This is a genomic window from Actinophytocola sp. (genome assembly GCF_009379765.1).
Lineage (GTDB): Bacteria > Actinomycetota > Actinomycetes > Mycobacteriales > Pseudonocardiaceae > Actinophytocola.
The window spans coordinates 1-18,366 of the sequence record NZ_WHTD01000106.1 but is presented as its reverse complement, the minus strand read 5'-3'; the positions used below and the strand labels follow the sequence as shown (position 1 = coordinate 18,366).

Sequence of the window (18,366 nt, the reverse complement as noted above, 5' to 3'; positions counted from 1 at the left end):
CGCGTCACAGGTCGGTGGCGATGATCTTCTCGATGTTCCGCTCGGCGAGCGCGGTGATCGTGACGAACGGGTTGACGCTGGTGTTGCCCGGAACCAGCGCGCCGTCGATGACGTACAGGCCTGGGTAGCCGGCGAGGCGGCCGTAGTTGTCGGTGGCCTTGTTCAGCACCGCGCCGCCGAGCGGGTGGTAGGTGAGGTGGTCGCCCCAGATCTTGTAGACGCCGAAGAGGTCGGTCCGGTAGATCGTCCCCTCCTTCGCGTTGATCTTGTCGAAGATCGTCTTCGCGGCGTTGATGGACGGCTGTTTCCATGCGGTCTGCCAGCTCAGGTCGACCTTGCCCGTCGCGGCGTTCCAGGAGAACTCGGCGCGGTTGGGGTTCTTGGTGATCGACAGGTAGAACGAGGCCCAGGTCTCGATCCCGGTCGGCAGTGGCGCCACCTCCGCGAACGCGCCGCCGGCGGTCCAGTTGTCGATGCCACCCGTGGGAATGGCGGACTGGAGGCTGCCGGTCGGGTCCCACAGGTGGTTGGCGCGGCCGCACATGACGTTGCCGTTGTCGCCCCAGCTCTTGCCGATCTCGTTGTTCAGGTTGGGTAGCGCGCCGGTGGCCTTCAGCGTGACGAGAAGCTTGCTGGTGCCGACGCTGCCGGCCGCGAAGAACACCCGGTCCGCGGTGACGGTCTTGGTGGCCGTGGTGTCGCCGCTGGAGTTGAGCTGGTCGATGACGACCGTGTACCCGCCGCCGCTCGCCGGGGCGACCGAGGTGACCTTGTGCAACGGCGAGATGGTGACCCGGCCGGTCGCCTCGAGCTGGGCGATGTAGGTCTTCCGCAGGGACTTCTTGCCGTAGTTGTTGCCGTAGAGGATCTCGCCGGCCAGTGCGGACCTGGGGACCGTGCCGGCCGCCTCCCGCTCCATGTAGTCCCAGTCGTACACGGTGGGCACGAAGACGAACGGGAAGCCGGAGCGCTGGGCGTGCTTTCGGCCGACCCGGGCGTACTGGTAGCAGTCGGTGGTGTCGAACCAGGCCGGGTCGATGGTGCCGACCCCGAGCCCGGCGTTGGCGCGCGGGTAGTAGGTGCCGTACATCTCCTCGGCGTCGACCGACGGGAGGATGGCGGCGAAGTTCTCCCGCTTCGGGGTCACCGCCATGCCGCCGTTGACGAGCGACCCGCCGCCGACGCCGCGGCCCTGGTAGACGGTGATGCCGCCGAACTCCTCGGCGTCGAGGATCCCCGTGTAGCGGGGGATGTCCCGGTCGATCTGGAAGCCTAGGAAGTTGCTGAGCGGCTGTTTGGTCTTTGTGCGCAGCCAGTAGGACCGGCCGTCCGGGCTGGTCGTGTTGGCGAAGATCTTGCCGTCCGCGCCGGGTGTGTCCCAGGCCATGCCCATCTCGATCATGTGCACGTCGACGCCCGCCTGCGCGAGCCGCAACGCGGCCACGGAGCCGCCGTATCCCGTGCCGATCACCAGGGCCGGCACGCGGGCCCCGTCGCCGATCGACGCCGCCGCGGTGTGGCTGCCGAGAGCCGCGACCCCCAAGATAGAACCAGTTCCAGCCAGGAAGCTCCTACGCGAGATGTGCTTGGAACGGTTACCGCACGCCACATCGCCGCTCATGTGAGGTTCCTCACTCTCGACGGACTAGAACAAGTTATACTTGCCATCGCGCGTCCAGTCACTACGCGCCTTGGAGTAACTTGCGTCCGAACCCGTCGAGAGTCCTCACCCGTCGCCGACGGGCACCCCGGCATCGTTGAGGAGCGCCCGGGCCTCGTCGTGCCGATCCTCGGCGACCATCACCCGGTTCGCCACCGCGTTGATCGACCCGTCGATCACGCTCATGTGCGAGTCGGCCACGGAGTGCGCGATCTTCGCATCCTCGAGGAGCGAGGTGACGAACGAGATCAGCACCGGGTCGTTGGAACGGATGAGCTCGATCATGTGTCCACCTTCTGGCGATGGGGCGCCGCATCGCCCTTCGGAGGACCTGGGAGATCCGGTAAGCGATCCCGCCTTCGATCAGGTACCCCGATCCTACGCAGACGACGTCGTTCAGCCATGCGTATCGCTCCGCCCCCGTCTCGAAGAGCGGGTTCGTGCGGAAGCATTAGCGGGCGAGGTCGACCTGATGCCTCCTGACGGGATCGGCCCGCAGCTTGGCCGGGGTGACCCAGCGGCGCGCGTCGGTGACCGCGGGGCTCGCCGCTGTCGGGCAGTTGTATCCCGGGGTCGCGGTGGCGATCGGGGGATGGTCGCGAGCGTGGTTTCCGATCGCGGTCGGGCGCGGCTGGCCACCGCTCGCAGGTTGTTGATCAGGACGTGGAGCGGACGGCCGGAATCGAGATAGCGGGCCGCGAAGGCGTCGATCGACGTCGGGTCGAGGAGGTCCAGCTGGCTGACCTCAGTCCTTTCGCGGTGAGTTGGCCATGTTCTGTTCTGGGGTTTCGGGGGCACGGCGGGCGCCGCGGGTGCGCCCGCCGTACGGGAGCGATGCGGGGATGGGTCAGGCGGCGGCGCGTTCGTCGACGGGCCGGCGGCGCAGCCGCGCGTGCTCGATGGCGGGTGGGTTGTAGGCCATGTCGAGCCTGCCGATGTCGGTGCCTGGTGGCACGATCTCGTCGATCCGGTCGAGGATCTCGTTGGTGAGCGTGACGTCGAGGCCGGCGAGGAGGTCGTCGAGGTGCTCCACGGTGCGCGGCCCGATGATCGCGGACGTGACGCCGGGGTGGGCGATCGCGAAGGCCATGGCCAGGTGGGTCAACGGGATCCCGGCGTCCTGGGCGAGCGGGATGAGCTGCTCGACGGCGTCCAGGCGGCGCTCGTCGATCAGGTGCTGGAAGCCGAACTGGGACCGGTGGGTGGTGTTCTGCTGGCTCTTGCGGTAGCGGCCGGTCAGCAGGCCCCCGGCGAGCGGGCTCCAGACCAGGGCGCCCATGCCGTACTCCTGGACTACGGGAAGGACCTCGCGCTCGATGCCGCGGTTGAGGATCGAGTACGGAGGCTGCTCGGTGCGCAGCCGGATCAGGCCGCGCCGCTCGGCGACCCAGTGGGACTGGACGATGTTCGAGGCGGGCATGGAGGAGGTGCCGATGGCCCGGACCTTGCCGGCCCGCACCAGGTCGGTGAGCACCGAGAGGGTCTCCTCGATGTCGGTGTCGGGGTCGGGCTGGTGAATCTGGAACAGGTCGACGTAGTCGGTGCCCAGGCGGCGCAGCGAGCCGTCCAGGGCGCGGACCAGCCAGAGGCGTGAGGCGCCCGACCGGTTGGGAACAGCCGGGGTGGCGCCGCTGGGGTCGTAGTTCACGGGGAACCGGGCCTTGGTGGCGAGCACGACGTCGTCGCGGCGCCCCGTGAGGGCCTTGCCCACGATCTCCTCGGACTCGCCGTGGGAGTACATGTCGGCGGTGTCGATGACGTTGATCCCCGCGTCCAGGGCCTTGTGGATGATCTTGATCGAGTCGTCGTGGTCGGGGTTGCCGACAGCCCCGAACATCATGGCGCCGAGCGCGTACGGACTGACCTTGATGCCGGTCCGGCCGAGGGTGCGATACCGCATACTGCTTCTCCTGAGGTTGTGGTCGAGGTGTGGTGAGCGCTCTGTCGATGCCGTACCCTGGACCGAAGCGGAACGTTCTTCCAGAACTATACGGAAGGGCTTTCCGGTTAGCAAGCGAAGGAGAGTCGTGACGGAGAACACGGCGCCGACCAGGGTCGACTCGACCGGCTCAGCGGGTCCGGGCGCACCCGAACGCGCGCCGCGTCGGCTGCGCGCCGACGCGCAACGCAACATCGACTCCCTGCTCGAAGCAGCGAAGATCGTCTTCGGCACATCAGGCGTGGACGCACCCGCGAAAGAGATCGCCGATCTGGCCGGCGTCGGAGTCGGAACGCTGTACCGGCACTTCCCGCAACGCTCAGACCTGGTCAAAGCCGTGCTTCAGCGCGAGATAGATGCCTGCGCCGACGCGGGCCCGGCGCTGACCGCGGCGCACGAGCCAGGAACAGCACTCGCGAAGTGGCTCCACCGCTACGCCGAGTTCCTCGCCACCAAACGAGGACTCGCCACAGCTCTTCACTCGGGCGATCCGGCGTTCGACGCCCTACCCGACTACTTCATGCAGCGACTCGGACCTGCCCTCGGGTCACTGCTCGAAGCAGCCGCCGCCGCCAACCAGATCCGCAGCGACATCAGCCCCAAAGACCTCCTGTACGCCGTCTCCAACCTCTGCATGCCCCTGAGCGAGGAGGGAACCGCCTACAGCCGGCGCATGGTCGCGCTCCTCATCGACGGACTACGCTACGGCTCCGATACGAGCCAGTCTCGCTCCTGACGTCATGCACGGAGCGCCGTTCCGACGACGCAGACCCAGGATGCCAAGTGCGCCTTGAGCGCTCACTGCTCGTTGCCCGCACGCAGCCAGACGATGTAGTCGGCGGCCGCGCGTTCGGAGTCGTAGGTGGGCCGGTACCTCGGCGTCGGACGTCGCGCACCCAGAACTATCTCGCCAGACTCTTCGCTCCACCACGGTGAGATCTGGCCATACCAACGCCCGGTCAGGTTCGAGTGGCAGGGCGACGGTCGCGTCGGCGCCACCCGGGTTACGGGCGGCTGGTGTCCGCCGCCGGAGTCAGGGCAGGTTCGACAATGACTTCGTGATCGCCGGGGCGTCGAAGGCTGCCGGGTCGAACTCGGCGGCGCTGTCGAGCCCCAGCCAATCCAGGCTGTTGGCGTGTTCGGGGTGTGCCGGGTCGGCGAGCACGTCCAGCAGGTCGGCGTAGGCCCAGATGCCGCCGCAGTCCTCCGGTGGGGTGGCCCGGCGCCCGCCCGTGCAGCGCGGATAGGTCACCGACTCGTCGGGGTCGAGCACCTTCTCCACGACGATCTCGTGCCGCCAGTCGTCACCGAAGTCGTACAGATAGGTGATCTTCTCGCGCTCGCCGGGCAACACCTGTGCCAGCGACACTTCCTCGGCCGGCTGGTGACCAAGTTCGGGGTCGGCGATCCCGAAGTCGCCATAAGGCGTCTCGAAGGCGTGCAGGTGGCTGCCGTCCCAGCCGAACGCGACCTGGATGATCACATGCAGCCGGTCCAGACCGATGTCGGCGGGCACCTCCAGCCGCCGCCAGACCGGCGGCTTCGCCCCCTTCAGCCCCACCTTGAGCTGGTAGACCGGCGCCGGACCGGTCGGCTTCGGCGGCACGAGGCGCGACGACCACGCGTCCAGCAGGCGCGGAAACGACGTCAGCGGGTCGTCGTGCGGTGGTTTGGGCTTGGTGGAGTCGGGCAGCGCACGCAGCCGGGCCCGGAGCTGCACGGCCAAGGGGTAGTAGTCCGGCAAACCGTCCTCGTCGAACGGCAACTCCCCCGCGTCGTGCACCGCGCGCGCGTCGAGGGCGCACTCGACCTGCCAACGCAGCTCCGCCGGGTCCAGCCGCTCCTCGCTGACCGCGACCTCGGACTGCCGTACCAGCTCCATCGCCCGCGGCAGCCCCTCGGCGTCGAGCAGCTCGATGTTCACGGCCGCGCCGCAGTCGGTGTGATCGACGCTGACGGTGAAAACATGCGGTCGACCCGCCCGGTCGAAGGAGCAGATCAGCATGGCCCCGGTGCCGTCGGGATCAGCGAGTCGCCAGCAGTCGCCGACCGACACCGGCTCGGTCAGCTCGGCGGCCCAGCCGGGCGGCTCGACCCCGGCGCCGACCATCCGACTCGCCGCGGTCCTCGCGGCGTCCCCAGCCCGACCGTCACAGACCGAACCGAGCGCCAGCAGCATGATCAGCGCAGCGGGGTCCGCCCGTGACTCGAACTCGGGCACGAACCCGTCGGCCAGCGCGTCCTCGTACTCCTCACCGGCCAGCTCGCACATGGCGACGAACAGCGCCGCCCCGAACTCGGCCGCGATCGGGTCGGCTGGCAGGGCGTCGTCCGCGACGTCGACGAGTATTCCGTCGACCAGCTCGGACAGCTCGACCGGCGGGCCGGCGCAGGCCGGGCAGTCACACGGCTCCGTGTCGGTAACCAGTCTGACAGGCGCGGGCCGCCCTACGGACTTGTTGCGCTTCTTGGGTTTCCGTCCACGACTCACTGGGCTCACCGCAGCGAGTATGCCTCCACGCGGCATCAACACAAGGACCGGGGTCTGGCGTGTCGACAATCCGATGACCACGTGGCGTGCAGGAGCGGGGAGGAGCCCCGCTGCCCGCCCTGGCCGATGTCAGGAGTTCACAACTGCGTATCGGGTCGGTTCTGTGAGGACCCGTGCCGCCGAGTCGAGGTCGGCAAGCCTGTTGGCGAGTGTGGAAACCGCGAGGTGATGAGGTCGGCGAACTCGAACCTGCGTGTTTCGACCATCATGCCTCTGTCCCGTTCGCAAGCCCGAGTGCTCGGTCGACGTTGTCGCGCACGAGATCCGAAGCCAGTTCGGCCGCCGAGCGGCCGCCTTCGTCCTTGCCCTGCTCCTCACACGGGTTCGGGATCCACGCGGCGACCTTCTCGCCGATCCAGTCCGGGATCTGACCGCCCGGGTCGATGATCACCAGGCCCGGCAGCGCCAGCTTGACCTGTTCTGCGACCGCCGCCTTGGCGAACTCCGTCACGACGTCGGCGAAGAAGAACGTGTACACCGCGCAGAACAGGTCCATGGCCAGGCTGGACGAACGGGCCTCGCCCGTTACTGCTTCTCGCACGCGCGGATCGTCCAGCAGCTTCTCCGCGCACCGGGTGGCGCTGCGGCGGACGAACGCGTCGACGATGCCTGTGCGCTCGCCGGCCACCGTGGTCACGAACTCCGACATGAACCAGTCGGCGCCGGAGCCGGCCCACTCCGGTGGTGGCGGACCGAACGCGGCCAGGTCGCGCCGTAGCTCGTTCATAGCGTGGACCAGCTGGTCGGCGCCGTCGCGCATCGTGTCGCGGAGGCCGAAGGCGTCCGGGTCTGCCCGCAGTTCCTCCGCGAGCGCGTCGAGGAACCGTTGGCCTCCTGTCTCCACGCCCTGTGGGGAGATCGGACCGTCACCCTGCCGAGGGTTCGGGATCTCGTCCGGGGTTGCCGCCTGGCCGGCGGTACGGCCGAGTTGTCCGATGCTGCGCCGAAGTTTCGTCCAACCGGCGCCGCGCGGCCCGTCCCAGGTGGTCGAAGTGCCCATGCCGCTCCCCTTCCGCAGCGTCTTCCACACTACGAACCGAGCGTCACCAGGCAATGCCTCAAAGTGAGAACAACACTAACGGCGCAACCGCCATTGAACGAGCCGTTCGCTCGGCGGGGTTCGCGCCGTCAGGTCAGGCGTGTAACGCCGACAGGAAGCGCGCCCACGCCGGGGCCGGTAACTCGACCAGCCCGCCCTCGGGGCACTTGGAGTCCCGAACGGCGACCACGCTGGGCCGGACACCTACCTCAACACAGTTTCCGCCGTTCGTGCTGCTGCGGCTGGACTTGCGGAACGGGACCGTGGCCCAGTCGCCGGCGCTGGGTGCGGTCATGGCGGTCAACTCCTCGCGGTCGCCGCCGCGGCGTACTCCTCCGCCACGGCCTCCACCAAGTGTCTCGACTCGACCGGCCCGAGTGCCACCCCTCGCAGGCGGCCGAAAAGTTCGGCGTAGCGGCGGACTGTCTCCGGCGGCTTGTCCAGGTATGCGGCGTCGGAGTACATCTCCAGATAGACGATGTCGTTGGCCATCTCGTGGCCGAACCGGAACAGCGTGAAGTCCGTGCTCAGGTGGGCGTAGGACCGAACGCCGAACGGGATGACCTGAAGCGTCACGTTCGGCAGCATCGCCACCTCAGCCAGGTGGCGCAGTTGCTCGGCCATCACGGGCGGGCCGCCGATCCGGCGGCGCAGCGCCGACTCGCTCAGCACAAACCCGAAGCGGGCCGCGTTGTCCCTCGCCAGCAGCTGGCGGCGGTCCGTGCGGACGCGCAGCGTGTCGTCCACGATCCGGTCGGCCGGGTCGACGCCCTGCGCGCCGAACATTGCTCGGATATACGCGTCGGTTTGCAGAATGCCCGGCACGATCTCTGTGCCGACCTCCATGATCTCGCTGGCGTCGGCTTCCAGGTCACGGAAGGCGCGGAACCAGCGCGGGCCGAGGTAGAGCGTGGTCTCGGTGGCCGGCCGGCCCCGCTTCGGCTTGGCCGTGCGGTTCAGTTCCCGGCACCACAGCTGGTCCTTCTCCGACGCCTTGTACAGCTCCAGCAACGCGTCCAGGTCGGTCCGGTCGATGCCGATCTTGCCGGACTCCACCCGGCTGATCTTGTTGCCCTGCTTGCCCAGCCGCGCGGCCGCCTCGTCCTGCGTCAGGCCGGCGAGCTCGCGCAGCCGCAACAGCTCGGCGCCGAGCAGCCGCCGCTGCATGCTGATCGACCTCGATGGGCTCGTCATGGCGCGGATCCTCTCACGACTGGTCACGGTGCGTGACTCGAGACCGTTCACCCAATTTAGCGACTATACAAACTGGAGTTACAGAATAATCTTCTTGGCAGGCAGAACATGCACGCTCACCGAATTTCGAAGGTTCTCCTCGACACCCTAGCCGCCTGACTGGCGACGCTCACCCGGCGCCACCAGTTGGACCCGACCACCGTTCCCGCCCCACCTCCCGGCAGGAACGGCCCCCGGCGAGCGAAGCCGCGTCGAGCCGACGGCCGAGCAAACGGCTAAGACCACGCTCCGCGCTCACCGCCGCCCGGTGGTGGGGCCGGAACCCGCGCCGGCCCCACCATCCCAATGCGTTCACCACGGATGGAGAGATCCATGACCACAGCCCTCACCCATGAAGCCCGGCACGCGCTGCGCGAGTTCGTACCCGATCCCGGCGCGCTGTCACCCGCGTGCGACGAGCACGAGTTCGCCGCGCTGATGGAAGAGATGGTTGCCGACGAGGCGCCCCGGCTGTTCGCCGTGGTGCAGGAGTACGGCGAGCGCGTCGACGCGGTGATCGCCGCGTGGGGCATGGCCTTCGACGACCACGCCGAGATCGTGACGCACCAACGGCGGATGAGCGTGCGCGCTCCGGAGAACGCGCTGCGCATGTTCGCCGTCGGCCGTCACATCCGGGCTCGTCTGGTGTGGTTCAACCCGGACGCGGCCACCTCCACCGACGGTGACCATGAAACGTGAATGGCAGACGGGGAAGCGCACGCATCTCACGCCGCCTCGCGCAGAGTGGAGTGGTGCAGTGTGTTCCGCTGTGGATGCTGGCGCGGGTCGATCCATGGGGGCGGGACGAGGTGTGGCACGCCGTCGATCATGCGGGCGGTCCACTCGCCCTGGTGAAGAAGCGTGTGGTGATAGCCGCACACGAGCGCGGTGTTGTCGATCGAGGTCGCGCCACCGTTGGCCCAGTGCACGATGTGGTGGGCCTCGCACCATTCGGGTGAGCGATCGCAGCCCGGCGCGACGCATCCCCGATCCCGGGCGATCAACGCACGGCGAAGCGGGCCGGTGACGAGCCGCTGCCGGCGACCGACATCCAGAGGTTGCGAACCACCTCGCATCACGATGGGGATGATGTCGGCGTCGCAACAGATACGGCGAGCGGCCTGGATCGACACGGTGCCGCCCCAGTCCAGTTCCACCACCCCGGCGTGCCTGCGCAACTCGGCGACATCGACGGTGAGTCCAACCTGCGGCCGCACGCCGCCCTCGACCGGCAGTGTGCCCGCGTTCAGGACCCGTCGGGCCAGTTCGACCAGTGCATCCGCACGCCGCTTGGCCGCGGAACGCGGGTCCTTCGGCAACGGCTTCGCCAACGACGACAACGCCGACCGCAATACCGCGGCACCCTCGGCAGACAACCGACCCCACACCCGAATCACACCGTTGACGTCCTGGGTGAGCGAGAGCTCCATCCGGTCCGCCGCGTCCCGCTCCGAGCGCAGCACCCCGTCCGGGTCGAGATGGGCGCGGATGCGCATGGCCAGCTTGCCGAGCTGGCTCGGGTCGAACCGCTGAGCGTCGCCCACGAGTTGCTGCTCGACCTGGATGCGGGTCGAGGGCGCCACGTCGTCGGGTAGCTCGGGCAAGGTGCGCCGTACCACGCCGAGTTGTTCCTCACTGAGCGCCCCGGCCCGCAATGCGGCCGCGACGCCTTCCGCGAACCCGAGACCGCCATCGAACAACACACGTCCGTCGCGTCCTCGACCCGACGTTTCGCCGCCCAGGGGTGCACCGGGCCCAGGACCTGCCCGACGAGGTGACCGAACAGGAGCTTGCCAGGGACCGTCGGATCTACGGCGCGGTCACGCAGACCTCCTACGTCGCGCGGATGCGGGGTCTGCAGCGTGACGCCCGAACCCTCCAGTAGGAAACGGGCAGCAACTACCTCTACCTCACCCTCGGCTCGCTGGTCCACCCGACACCGTCCGGGGAGGCGCACACGCCGCTGTTCCTGCGCCCCGTCCGCATCGAGGGCGGCGGAAGTTCTCGAGCGCCGCCCCCCGCGTCGGCGAGGATTGCCCGCGCCTCGTCAAGCCTGTCGTCGGCAACGAGGGGATCCGGTTGGCGACGGCGTTGATGGACCCGTCGATGACACTCATGTGCGAGTGCTCGATCTTCGCATCATCCAGCAGGAACGTCGCAAAGGAGATCAAGACCGCATCGTTGGACCGGAGCAGCTCCGCCATACCCCGATGGTAGCCGCGCGCGGCCGCCGCGCCCCGCGACGCGCTTGCGGCGTCCGACACCGAACCACCGTCAACGCAGCGGCCGCACGGACAAGCCCCGCACAGCTCACTACATGATCGTTGTGTCGGAGGTCGCCTGCTTCGAGGATCCCCGCTGCAACAACACCAACCAGGACCGCGTCCCACCCACCGGAGAACGGACCACCTCCGTGTGGCGGCCCTCCACGCCGGCGAAATCCATACGACCGTCACGGCGTCTCCGGAACCACCTCCTCAAGGCTGTCGCCAGTTCTTCGTGGTTTACGAGGAGGTCATTGGGCACAGCGAACAAAGCCACGCGACGTCCTACACGCCGACGGTCGTCACGATGAAAGAAACAACCATGTCGCCCTGGATCCGCCTGATGGCCCGCACTTCGTGACATCCGGGCCACCGTGGCCGCGACATTTGCCTGACCATGACGCCGTCACTCCGTACCCACTAAGCTGGCGACCTTCCCGAATTCCCGGCGAGCGCGAGTGGTGACGTGGCACGAGAAGATGAGCCCGAACAAGGCAATGTCGTGCGCGGAGATGTGTACGGGCCCGTGCTCCAGGTCGGCTCCGTCGCCGGCGATGTCAACGTGCACCGCGGTTCGCCGGTCATGCACGTCGTTGAGGCCGGCGAGCCCGTGGCGGGTTTCGGGGCCGGGGCGCAGCTGTCGATCGACGGCCGGGACTACGTCGTGCACGATCACCTTTTCGCCGAGGCTCGGGCGGCTGACGGTGCCGTGTACCGGCAGGCCCGAGTCAGCTCGACGGGTGACCTGGGCTGGCTCCGCCAGGTCGACGACCGGGCCGGCACCGGTGCCGGCCGGGTGCTCGCGGCGGAACACGCGCTGCTGACTCGCGAGCACATCGCGAACCTGCCCAGCGTGCTCCAGTTCCGCGACGACCACCGCGTCACCTCGCTCGTGGTCTCCTGGCCACGGGAGCGGTCCGGCCGGCCGAGCGACAGCCTGCACCAACTACTCGACGACGGGCCAAACGTGGACACAACTCGGGTCTCCCGGTGGTTCGGCGGCCTGGCCTCCCTGTGCACCACGCTCGGCGAGCTGCACGGCCGGAACCTCAGCCATCGCGCCCTGGCGCCGGACACGCTCATCGCACGCGACGACGGCCGGCTGGTACTCCGCGACCTCGGGCTCGCCGCGCGGCCGGGCCGTCCGGGGGAGAACTCCGGACCGTACCGGGCGCCCGAACAGCACCGGCGCGGGCCGGCAAGGCCCGGGCCGGGCACCGACGTCTACCAGGTCGCCGCCATCGCCTACCGGATCGTTAGCGGCTCGGTGCCGGGCGCGATGCCGCCACCGGTCCGGACGTGGCACCCGGCGGTCCCCGCGGTGATCGACGCCGCCCTCGTCCCGGACGCCGCGGCGCGTCCCGACATCGAGTCGCTGGGCGCCGCGTTACGCGACGCCAGGCACCACATCCGCTGAGAGGAGCACGGTGCGCGCAGTCCGGCTGTCCGGGTCCGTCCACCTGGTCGCGTCGGCAGAGACCGAGGCACGGCTGGCACGGAAGAACGCGGATCACCCGTCCCTGCCGCGGTCCCTGGCCCAGATTCACGCCCAGCTGAACTCCCGCCCCGACGGCACGCCGGTGGTGCCGGACCAGACCGGCCAGCGGGGGGACCGGAGCCTGCTGGTCCACGGCTCGACGTGGGTCATGCGCCTCTACCCCACCGACCCCTTCAAAGGCACCCGCCGCGGATACGTGATCGCCGCCATCGAGCCCCTGCGCCTGCGCGACCACGGCCGCCTCGCCAAGGGCTACCTGTCCGTGCGGCCGCGGTCGTGGGAGCTAGTCTCGACGATCAGGGAACTGGGTGACCACGCGGATGCCCGCTACGAGCGCCTGCTGGATGAGTGGGCGGCGTACACCGCGCAGCAGGCGGCCGCTCAGCCGCAGCCGGCCAGGCTTCCGCCGCACCACGCGGCGTTCCTGGACACGCTCGAGCAGGTGATCGAGGCGAACGAGCGGATCACCACCGCACAGATCCGCGCCGCGCACCCGTTCCCGTACCGCGAGGTGAAACCGGTCGGCGAACGCCGGCACAGCACCCACTCGGCGTACGAGTTCGTGCTCACCGGTCCTGTGCCGGAGGAGGACGCCTTCGTGCAGGTCCGCGGCGAACCGGAGCAACGCGGTCAGGTCACCCGGAAACACAACCGGTCCGCGACGGTCAGGTTCGACACCCCGGTCGACTGGGAGCGGATCCCGAAGGTGGGCGAGCTGGAGCTCACCCCCAGCACGGTCGTGTTCCGCAAGCAGCGCGAGGCCGTGACGATGCTGCGTGACGGGGAGTCGCGCAACCCCGCCGTGCTGGACGTGCTCGTGGACCACCGGACCCACCGGCTGGCCCCGGCACCCGACGACCCGGAGATCCGCCTGGACAACAGCCAGCTGCACGCGTTCCGTAGCGCGCTCGGCGTGCCGGATCTGATGGCGATCCTCGGACCGCCCGGAACCGGCAAGACCAGGGTGATCAGCCAGATCGCCAACGCAGCGGCCGTCGGACGGCCGGGGCGCGCACCACAGCGCGTGCTGGTCACGAGCCACACGAACCGCGCGGTGGACAACGTGCTGCAGCGGCTCCCGGCCGAGCTGGTCGTCGTCCGGGTCGGCGGCGGGAGCGTGACCGACGAGGGGCGCCCTTACCTGCTGGAGACCCAGGCCCGCGAGCTGCGCAACCGGATACTCGGCACGGTCGCCGCGGCCCTCGACGGTCTGCGCCACCTGGAGGTCGCCGACCGCTGGGCGATCGAGCTCGGCGATCGGACAGCGACCTTCGGCGCGGCCGTCGCCGAGTCGGCACGGACACGCGAGCAGTTCGACTCCGCTCGCCGGGCTGCCGGCGGGTCCGCGGCGACGGAGCTCGACCGGCTCGCGGCGGCGCAGGGCAAGCGCGTGCGGCGGCTCGCGCACCTGGACCAGGCGACGCAGCGGGCTTTCTCGCGTGCCAAGGGATCCGGGTTGCTCGCCCGCTTCTGGCAGTGGCGGCGCGGGCGGCCGCTGGTCCGAGCCCAACGCCTGTGCGCCGAGCAGGAGCAGGCAGCGGTCGCGGTGGCGACCGCGACACGGCGCCTCGACGAGATCACCCGCGACGTCCCGGCGGTGCGCGCGGCATGGGACGAGCTGACCTCGGCCACGGCTCGGGCCGGGAAGGCCAGGACTGAGGCGTTCGGTGCGGCGTACAGCGCCCGCACCGTGGTTGGGAGCCACCGTCCGCCGGCGCTCCACGACGGCGGCACGGACGAGGAGGCACACGCCCAGCTGACCGGTCTGTCCGCGTGGCTCGTCGAGTGGATCCCCGTGCTGCACCGCAGGGCGCAGCTGCTGTCGGAGTGGCAACGCGAGGTGTCCGGGGCCACGAGCCAGCTGTATCCCGAGCTGATCCGCTACGCGGACGTCATCGCCGCCACGGCGATCGGCACCGCGTCGCGTCCCGAGTTGTCCGATGTGGACTTCGACCTCGTGATCGTCGAAGAGGCCGGCCAGATCGGCACGGCCGACGTCCTGGTGCCGCTGGTGCGCGCTCGCAAGGCGGTGCTGGTGGGTGACCACCAGCAGCTGCCGCCGTACCTGGACTCCGAGGTGGAGGTGTGGGGCAAGGACGTCGGCGACCCCACCATGCGCCTGCTCCTGTCGCACAGCGCGCTGGAGCTCCTGGTCGGCAGGCTTCCGGGCGCCAACGTCGCGCCGCTGACCGAGCAGCGCCGGATGCCGAAGGTGATCGCCGAGTTCATCTCCCAGACGTACTACGACAAGGGGCTGGGCACCGCGGTGGAGCGCGACCACGACGACCGGCTGTTCGCTAGTCCGTTCGCGTTCGTCGACACCGCCCGGCTCGCGGACGGCCGCCGGCGCGAGCGGTCGGCCGGCGCCCGCGACCGCGGCCAGCGGGGCTACTACAACAAAGCCGAGGCGGATCTGCTGGTGAAGCTCGCGGCACACTACGACAGGCTCGGCCGGGAATGGGCGGTGATCGTGCCCTACCGCGCCCAGGTCAAGGAGATCACCACCGCGCTCGTCCGGCGCATCGGCCAGGACGACAAGGTCCGGCTCGATGTCGGGTCGGTGGACTCCTTCCAGGGCGGTGAGCGGGACGTAATCCTCTACGGCTTCACGCGCAGCAACCCGGACGGGTACGTCGGCTTCCTGTCCGAGCTGCGCCGCGCCAACGTGGCATTCACCCGCGCCAAGCGGCAGCTGGTACTGGTCGGCGACCTGAACACCCTCACCACCGCACGTGATCAGCCTTTCCGGGAGCTGGCCTGTGCCTTGCGCGACTACGTGGCCCGGCATGGCGACGTCCGCCAGTACGAGGAGATCGACGCGAAACTGTGAACAGAACGGCACCCTTCTCCTTCCCAGAGCAGCGCGTCCTGGAGGACGCGGCGTTCGCCAGGGGCGTGGTCCCCACCCGGATCTTCGCGCTGCTGCTGCCGGTCTGGTCGGTCACGATCCAGGCCGACATCACCGAGGCCGAGGACTACGAGCTGATCGACCGGTTCCTCGCGCGCGGCATCGCCGAGGGCGGCCTGCGCACGACCGCCGAGCTGGCCGCCTTCTACGCGCTCGAGCCCGAGCTCGTCGACCGCGCGCTCCGGGCGCTCGTGGCGATCCAGCACCTGGTCCCTTCCGGCGACGGCTGGGAGCTGACCCCGATCGGGCTGGCTTCGGTGCGTGATCGCAAGAAGTACATCGTCACTCGCGAGGACCGGCGCATGCTGTACTTCGCCGCGTTCGGTTCCCAGCCGCTGGCCCGGCAGTACTACGACACCCGCAAGATCACGCTGATCCCGGCCGCCCGGACGGACGAGATCCGGTCCGGCGGCGGGCCACTGTTCCACGTGCTGTTCCCGACCCGCGGGCTGGACGGCCGCGCGCTGGAGGCGCTGGCCGCCAACCCGGACCGCGACCGGTTCAACCTTCCCGAGCGCATCGAGCGGCCCAGGCGGCTCGGTTCGGACGAGCTGGTCCACCTGCCGCTGTACGTCGTCCGCGGCCGGACGTCGCGGGGCGGGAGATGCCACCTCGCCTACAACCAGGCGGCCGCTGAGGCGGACCCGGACATGAGCGACCTCATCGACCGGACCCCGGAGATCGTGACCGTGCTGGACGCGGAGGTCGCGTCGGTCCGCCACGACGACGACGCGAAGCGCGCGCGGGACTGGCCGGACAAGCGAGGCCTGGGCGAGCACCGCCCGGAGCGCGCGCCGTCCGGCGGCTCGCTCCGCGTCCGGTTGCCCGCGAGCCGGTTCGGAAAGGACGGCCTGCCGGTGGACCGGGTCGGCACGTTCGTGGTGCAGGGAAACGGTTTCTTCCAGCTGTGGTGTACCGACGCGGCGATGCGCAGGCGGGCGCTGCTGGCCCGCGTCAACAACATCATGGCCAGATGGTCCACAATGGACAGAGACGCGATCGCCGGCCGGGTCGACCGCATCGCCCGCCAGCTCGAACTCGGCTCGATCGACCTGGCCGAGTTGCGGGACATCGCCAGGGCGAACGACCACGGTGCCCTGTCCGCCCAGCTGGACCGTGTCCTCAGCGCATGAGGCCGTGGAGGCGCTGAATCCGGGTGGCGGGCGACGGGTGGGTGGCGAGCAGGCCCTTCCGCAGGCCCTCCGGCCGCTGCCCGCTGACGGAGAACCACCGGTGCAGCACGTCGGCCAGGTGCGGCCCGTAGCCGAGGGACGCGGCCACGCGGTCCGCGCTCAGCTCTCCGAGACGTCTCGCCCACGCGAGGAACGGGCTGATGAGCGGGACGAGGAGCAGCCAGACACTGAGGAACGCGAGCATGGTCAGGACGAGCAGGCTGAGCAGCAGCGCGACCACCACACTCACGCTGCCGCCGACCCGGGCGAACGCCGACGCGACGGCCAGGATGACCCGCAACGCCAGCATGGCCAGGAACGCCGCACCGCGTGCAGGAAGTGCGTACCACCTGGACAGGACGTCTACCATCGGATGCCCCGACAGATGGTGACCGAGCTCGTGCGCCAGCACCGCATCGAGGTGTTTCGGCGGCAGCCGCAGGGCCGTCCGGGTGACCGCCACGGTCCGCCCGCCCGCGGCGAACGCGTTGAGATCGTCGGAGTCCTCGACCATCAGCACGAACCTGTCCGGCGCGACCCCGGCGACCCGGCACACCGCCTGCCACGGCTGCCAGAGGTCGTCCAGCTCGGCCTGGCTGGGCCGCCGTGCCTTGAGCAGCAACCGGGTGACGACCGGCTCGACCGACGGGACGAACAGCACCGCGCCGGACAACACCCACAACACCGGTATCAGCCAGGGCGCCCGCGGCAGCGCGTACGTGCCGACGGCCGCCACCACGGCGAGGCTGCACAGGAACGCGGGCAGTCCCAGTAGGAGGGACAGGGTGCTGGACGCGTCCGGGCGGCGACGCGTCACGGGGTTCGCGGCACGTGCCTGGTCGTCCATTCCACTTCCTCGCCGTTGCGGGGACCCGGGCGGTCAGAAGAAGTTGACGTCGCCCTCGATGGTCTCGGCCTGAACGACCTTGCCGTTGACCGTGCCGTTGATCTGGTTGACGACCCGTCCCTGCGGCCGGGCGCGCGGCGGGAACGCCGGCCGCGCCTCGGGTGCGGGATCGCCGGGCCGCCGCCGGATCACCTCGAGAAGCTCGGCGACGCCCTCGGCGGTGAGGGACGTGAGCTCGTAGTGGCTCACCGTGTTGAGCTGCAGGAAGAGCGGGATATCGGCGATGTCGTGCCCAGGGAGCAGCACCGGCAGGATCCTCGGCAGCCACTTCTTCCGGTCGCTGTACAGCAGCTCGCGCAGGAGGGCGGCCTCGGACTGGACACCGCGGTTCGCCGCGCTCGGGCCGAGGCCATCCCCGGACGCCCCGTACTGCTCGGACACGACCACGAGGACGTAGTCCGCGCCGGGCGCCTCCCGGATCGCCCAGGAATACCAGTCCTGCCGCGCACTGGCCGACCAGAGGTCGAACACCACGTCGAGCCCCGCTGTCGCGAGCAAGGCGGCGAAGACGTGGACGTGCTCCTTGTGCTCCTCGTACTCGTGCGCGTACGAAACGACTCGGGTATGAGTCGACTCTTGTCAAGCTGGTCCACCGCGCGATCGAAGGCATCTGCGACCTCCTACCGAGCATCGCTGCCCGACGGCTGGTAAGCACACCGGCGAGCCAGTTCCCCGAGATCCGGTTCCTCTGCGAGAAGTAGGCCAGCCTTGATTCGAAAATCCGGTATATCGTGTTCGTAATTGGCTTCAAGCCGTTGCCGATCGCCGAGCGCCAGCCCGTTACAGCGGCTGACGGACGTCGCGGCCGTTGGGTCACGAAGCAAGGCGGAAACACTTCCCGCGTCAACACAAAGCAGAAGTCTTCCAGCCATTCGACGTGGCCCGTCGTGATCCTGACTCACAACGAGGTTGAGGTGCTCAGCGCGATCCTCCAGCAGGGAGGTGACGTGGCGAATTTCGTCGCGTCGCTTCTTCATGGCGACCCCGCGTTGTGCTCAAGGCGGTAGTCGTCTTCATCAAGGCTGCTATCGCTCTTCTGATCAGAGCTAGTGGAGCTAAGGGCTTGGAAATGAACAACACGCTCAACTGGGTGTGTCGGTCGGGCTGATGGTGTAGTTCCATTCGCCGTGCCACTCGTGTGGGGTCAGATACCGCGCGAGGAGTGTTCTCATCTCACGATCGGTGATCTTGATGC

The 18,366-nt window shown here is 69.3% G+C and carries 15 protein-coding genes and 2 pseudogenes; 6 read left to right on the top strand and 11 right to left on the bottom strand.

Annotated features, from left to right (window positions below):
* Positions 1-4: 4 nt before the first annotated feature.
* From GEV28_RS27800 to GEV28_RS27790, 4 genes and pseudogenes are all read right to left on the bottom strand, one after another.
* Positions 5-1,543 (bottom strand): GMC oxidoreductase, encoded by a 1,539-nt coding sequence (locus GEV28_RS27800; protein ID WP_291415271.1) that lies wholly within the window; start codon positions 1,541-1,543, stop codon positions 5-7.
* Between the two features lie 183 nt (positions 1,544-1,726).
* Positions 1,727-1,945 (bottom strand): DUF2007 domain-containing protein, encoded by a 219-nt coding sequence (locus GEV28_RS27795; protein ID WP_291415270.1) that lies wholly within the window; start codon positions 1,943-1,945, stop codon positions 1,727-1,729.
* A 55-nt stretch (positions 1,946-2,000) separates the two neighbouring features.
* Positions 2,001-2,096, bottom strand: a pseudogene (locus tag GEV28_RS42595) (DUF3237 family protein); the annotation flags it as partial.
* A gap of 411 nt (positions 2,097-2,507) precedes the next feature.
* Complete coding sequence (locus GEV28_RS27790) at positions 2,508-3,560, bottom strand: aldo/keto reductase (protein WP_291415268.1); 1,053 nt, start codon at positions 3,558-3,560, stop codon at positions 2,508-2,510.
* A 127-nt stretch (positions 3,561-3,687) separates the two neighbouring features.
* Here GEV28_RS27790 and GEV28_RS27785 point away from each other — a divergent pair, with 127 nt between their 5' ends.
* Positions 3,688-4,335: a TetR/AcrR family transcriptional regulator gene (locus GEV28_RS27785; RefSeq protein ID WP_291415266.1), complete on the top strand. Its 648-nt coding sequence runs from the start codon at positions 3,688-3,690 to the stop codon at positions 4,333-4,335.
* A gap of 297 nt (positions 4,336-4,632) precedes the next feature.
* Here GEV28_RS27785 and GEV28_RS27780 read toward each other — a convergent pair whose 3' ends face one another.
* From GEV28_RS27780 to GEV28_RS27765, 4 genes are all read right to left on the bottom strand, one after another.
* Positions 4,633-6,090, bottom strand: coding sequence for a plasmid pRiA4b ORF-3 family protein (locus GEV28_RS27780; protein WP_291415265.1), 1,458 nt, complete (start codon positions 6,088-6,090; stop codon positions 4,633-4,635).
* A gap of 265 nt (positions 6,091-6,355) precedes the next feature.
* On the bottom strand, positions 6,356-7,150 hold the full coding sequence (locus GEV28_RS27775; RefSeq protein ID WP_291415263.1) for a hypothetical protein: 795 nt from the start codon (positions 7,148-7,150) through the stop codon (positions 6,356-6,358).
* 133 nt (positions 7,151-7,283) lie between these two features.
* Positions 7,284-7,484, bottom strand: a complete 201-nt coding sequence (locus GEV28_RS27770) for a DUF397 domain-containing protein (protein WP_291415261.1) — start codon at positions 7,482-7,484, stop codon at positions 7,284-7,286.
* A 5-nt stretch (positions 7,485-7,489) separates the two neighbouring features.
* A complete protein-coding gene (locus tag GEV28_RS27765; RefSeq protein WP_291415259.1) occupies positions 7,490-8,383 on the bottom strand; it encodes a helix-turn-helix transcriptional regulator in 894 nt (297 codons plus the stop codon).
* A gap of 372 nt (positions 8,384-8,755) precedes the next feature.
* Between GEV28_RS27765 and GEV28_RS27760 the strand changes: the two genes are divergently transcribed.
* Positions 8,756-9,121 carry a hypothetical protein gene (locus GEV28_RS27760; protein WP_291415258.1) on the top strand — a complete coding sequence of 122 codons (366 nt, stop codon included), beginning with the start codon at positions 8,756-8,758 and terminating at the stop codon, positions 9,119-9,121.
* A 26-nt stretch (positions 9,122-9,147) separates the two neighbouring features.
* Here GEV28_RS27760 and GEV28_RS27755 read toward each other — a convergent pair whose 3' ends face one another.
* The gene (locus tag GEV28_RS27755) at positions 9,148-10,125 is read right to left on the bottom strand and encodes an HNH endonuclease signature motif containing protein (RefSeq protein WP_291415256.1); all 978 of its coding nucleotides are present in this window, start codon (positions 10,123-10,125) and stop codon (positions 9,148-9,150) included.
* Between the two features lie 41 nt (positions 10,126-10,166).
* Between GEV28_RS27755 and GEV28_RS27750 the strand changes: the two genes are divergently transcribed.
* The 4 genes from GEV28_RS27750 (at position 10,167) to GEV28_RS27735 (ending at position 16,225) form a co-directional block, all read left to right on the top strand.
* Positions 10,167-10,307, top strand: coding sequence for a hypothetical protein (locus tag GEV28_RS27750; RefSeq protein ID WP_291415255.1), 141 nt, complete (start codon positions 10,167-10,169; stop codon positions 10,305-10,307).
* Positions 10,308-11,152: 845 nt separating this feature from the next.
* A complete protein-coding gene (locus GEV28_RS27745; RefSeq protein WP_291415253.1) occupies positions 11,153-12,103 on the top strand; it encodes a hypothetical protein in 951 nt (316 codons plus the stop codon).
* A 10-nt stretch (positions 12,104-12,113) separates the two neighbouring features.
* Positions 12,114-15,014, top strand: a complete 2,901-nt coding sequence (locus tag GEV28_RS27740) for an AAA domain-containing protein (protein ID WP_291415252.1) — start codon at positions 12,114-12,116, stop codon at positions 15,012-15,014.
* The gene (locus tag GEV28_RS27735; protein ID WP_291415250.1) at positions 15,011-16,225 is read left to right on the top strand and encodes a hypothetical protein; all 1,215 of its coding nucleotides are present in this window, start codon (positions 15,011-15,013) and stop codon (positions 16,223-16,225) included. Before GEV28_RS27740 ends, GEV28_RS27735 begins: the two co-directional genes overlap by 4 nt.
* On the opposite strand, the gene GEV28_RS27730 is transcribed toward GEV28_RS27735, so the two are convergent.
* A complete protein-coding gene (locus tag GEV28_RS27730) occupies positions 16,215-17,111 on the bottom strand; it encodes a M48 family metalloprotease (RefSeq protein ID WP_291415248.1) in 897 nt (298 codons plus the stop codon). The genes GEV28_RS27735 and GEV28_RS27730 overlap by 11 nt on opposite strands.
* 33 nt (positions 17,112-17,144) lie before the next feature.
* Positions 17,145-17,714, bottom strand: a pseudogene (locus GEV28_RS27725) (toll/interleukin-1 receptor domain-containing protein); the annotation flags it as partial.
* Positions 17,715-18,366 lie beyond the last annotated feature (652 nt).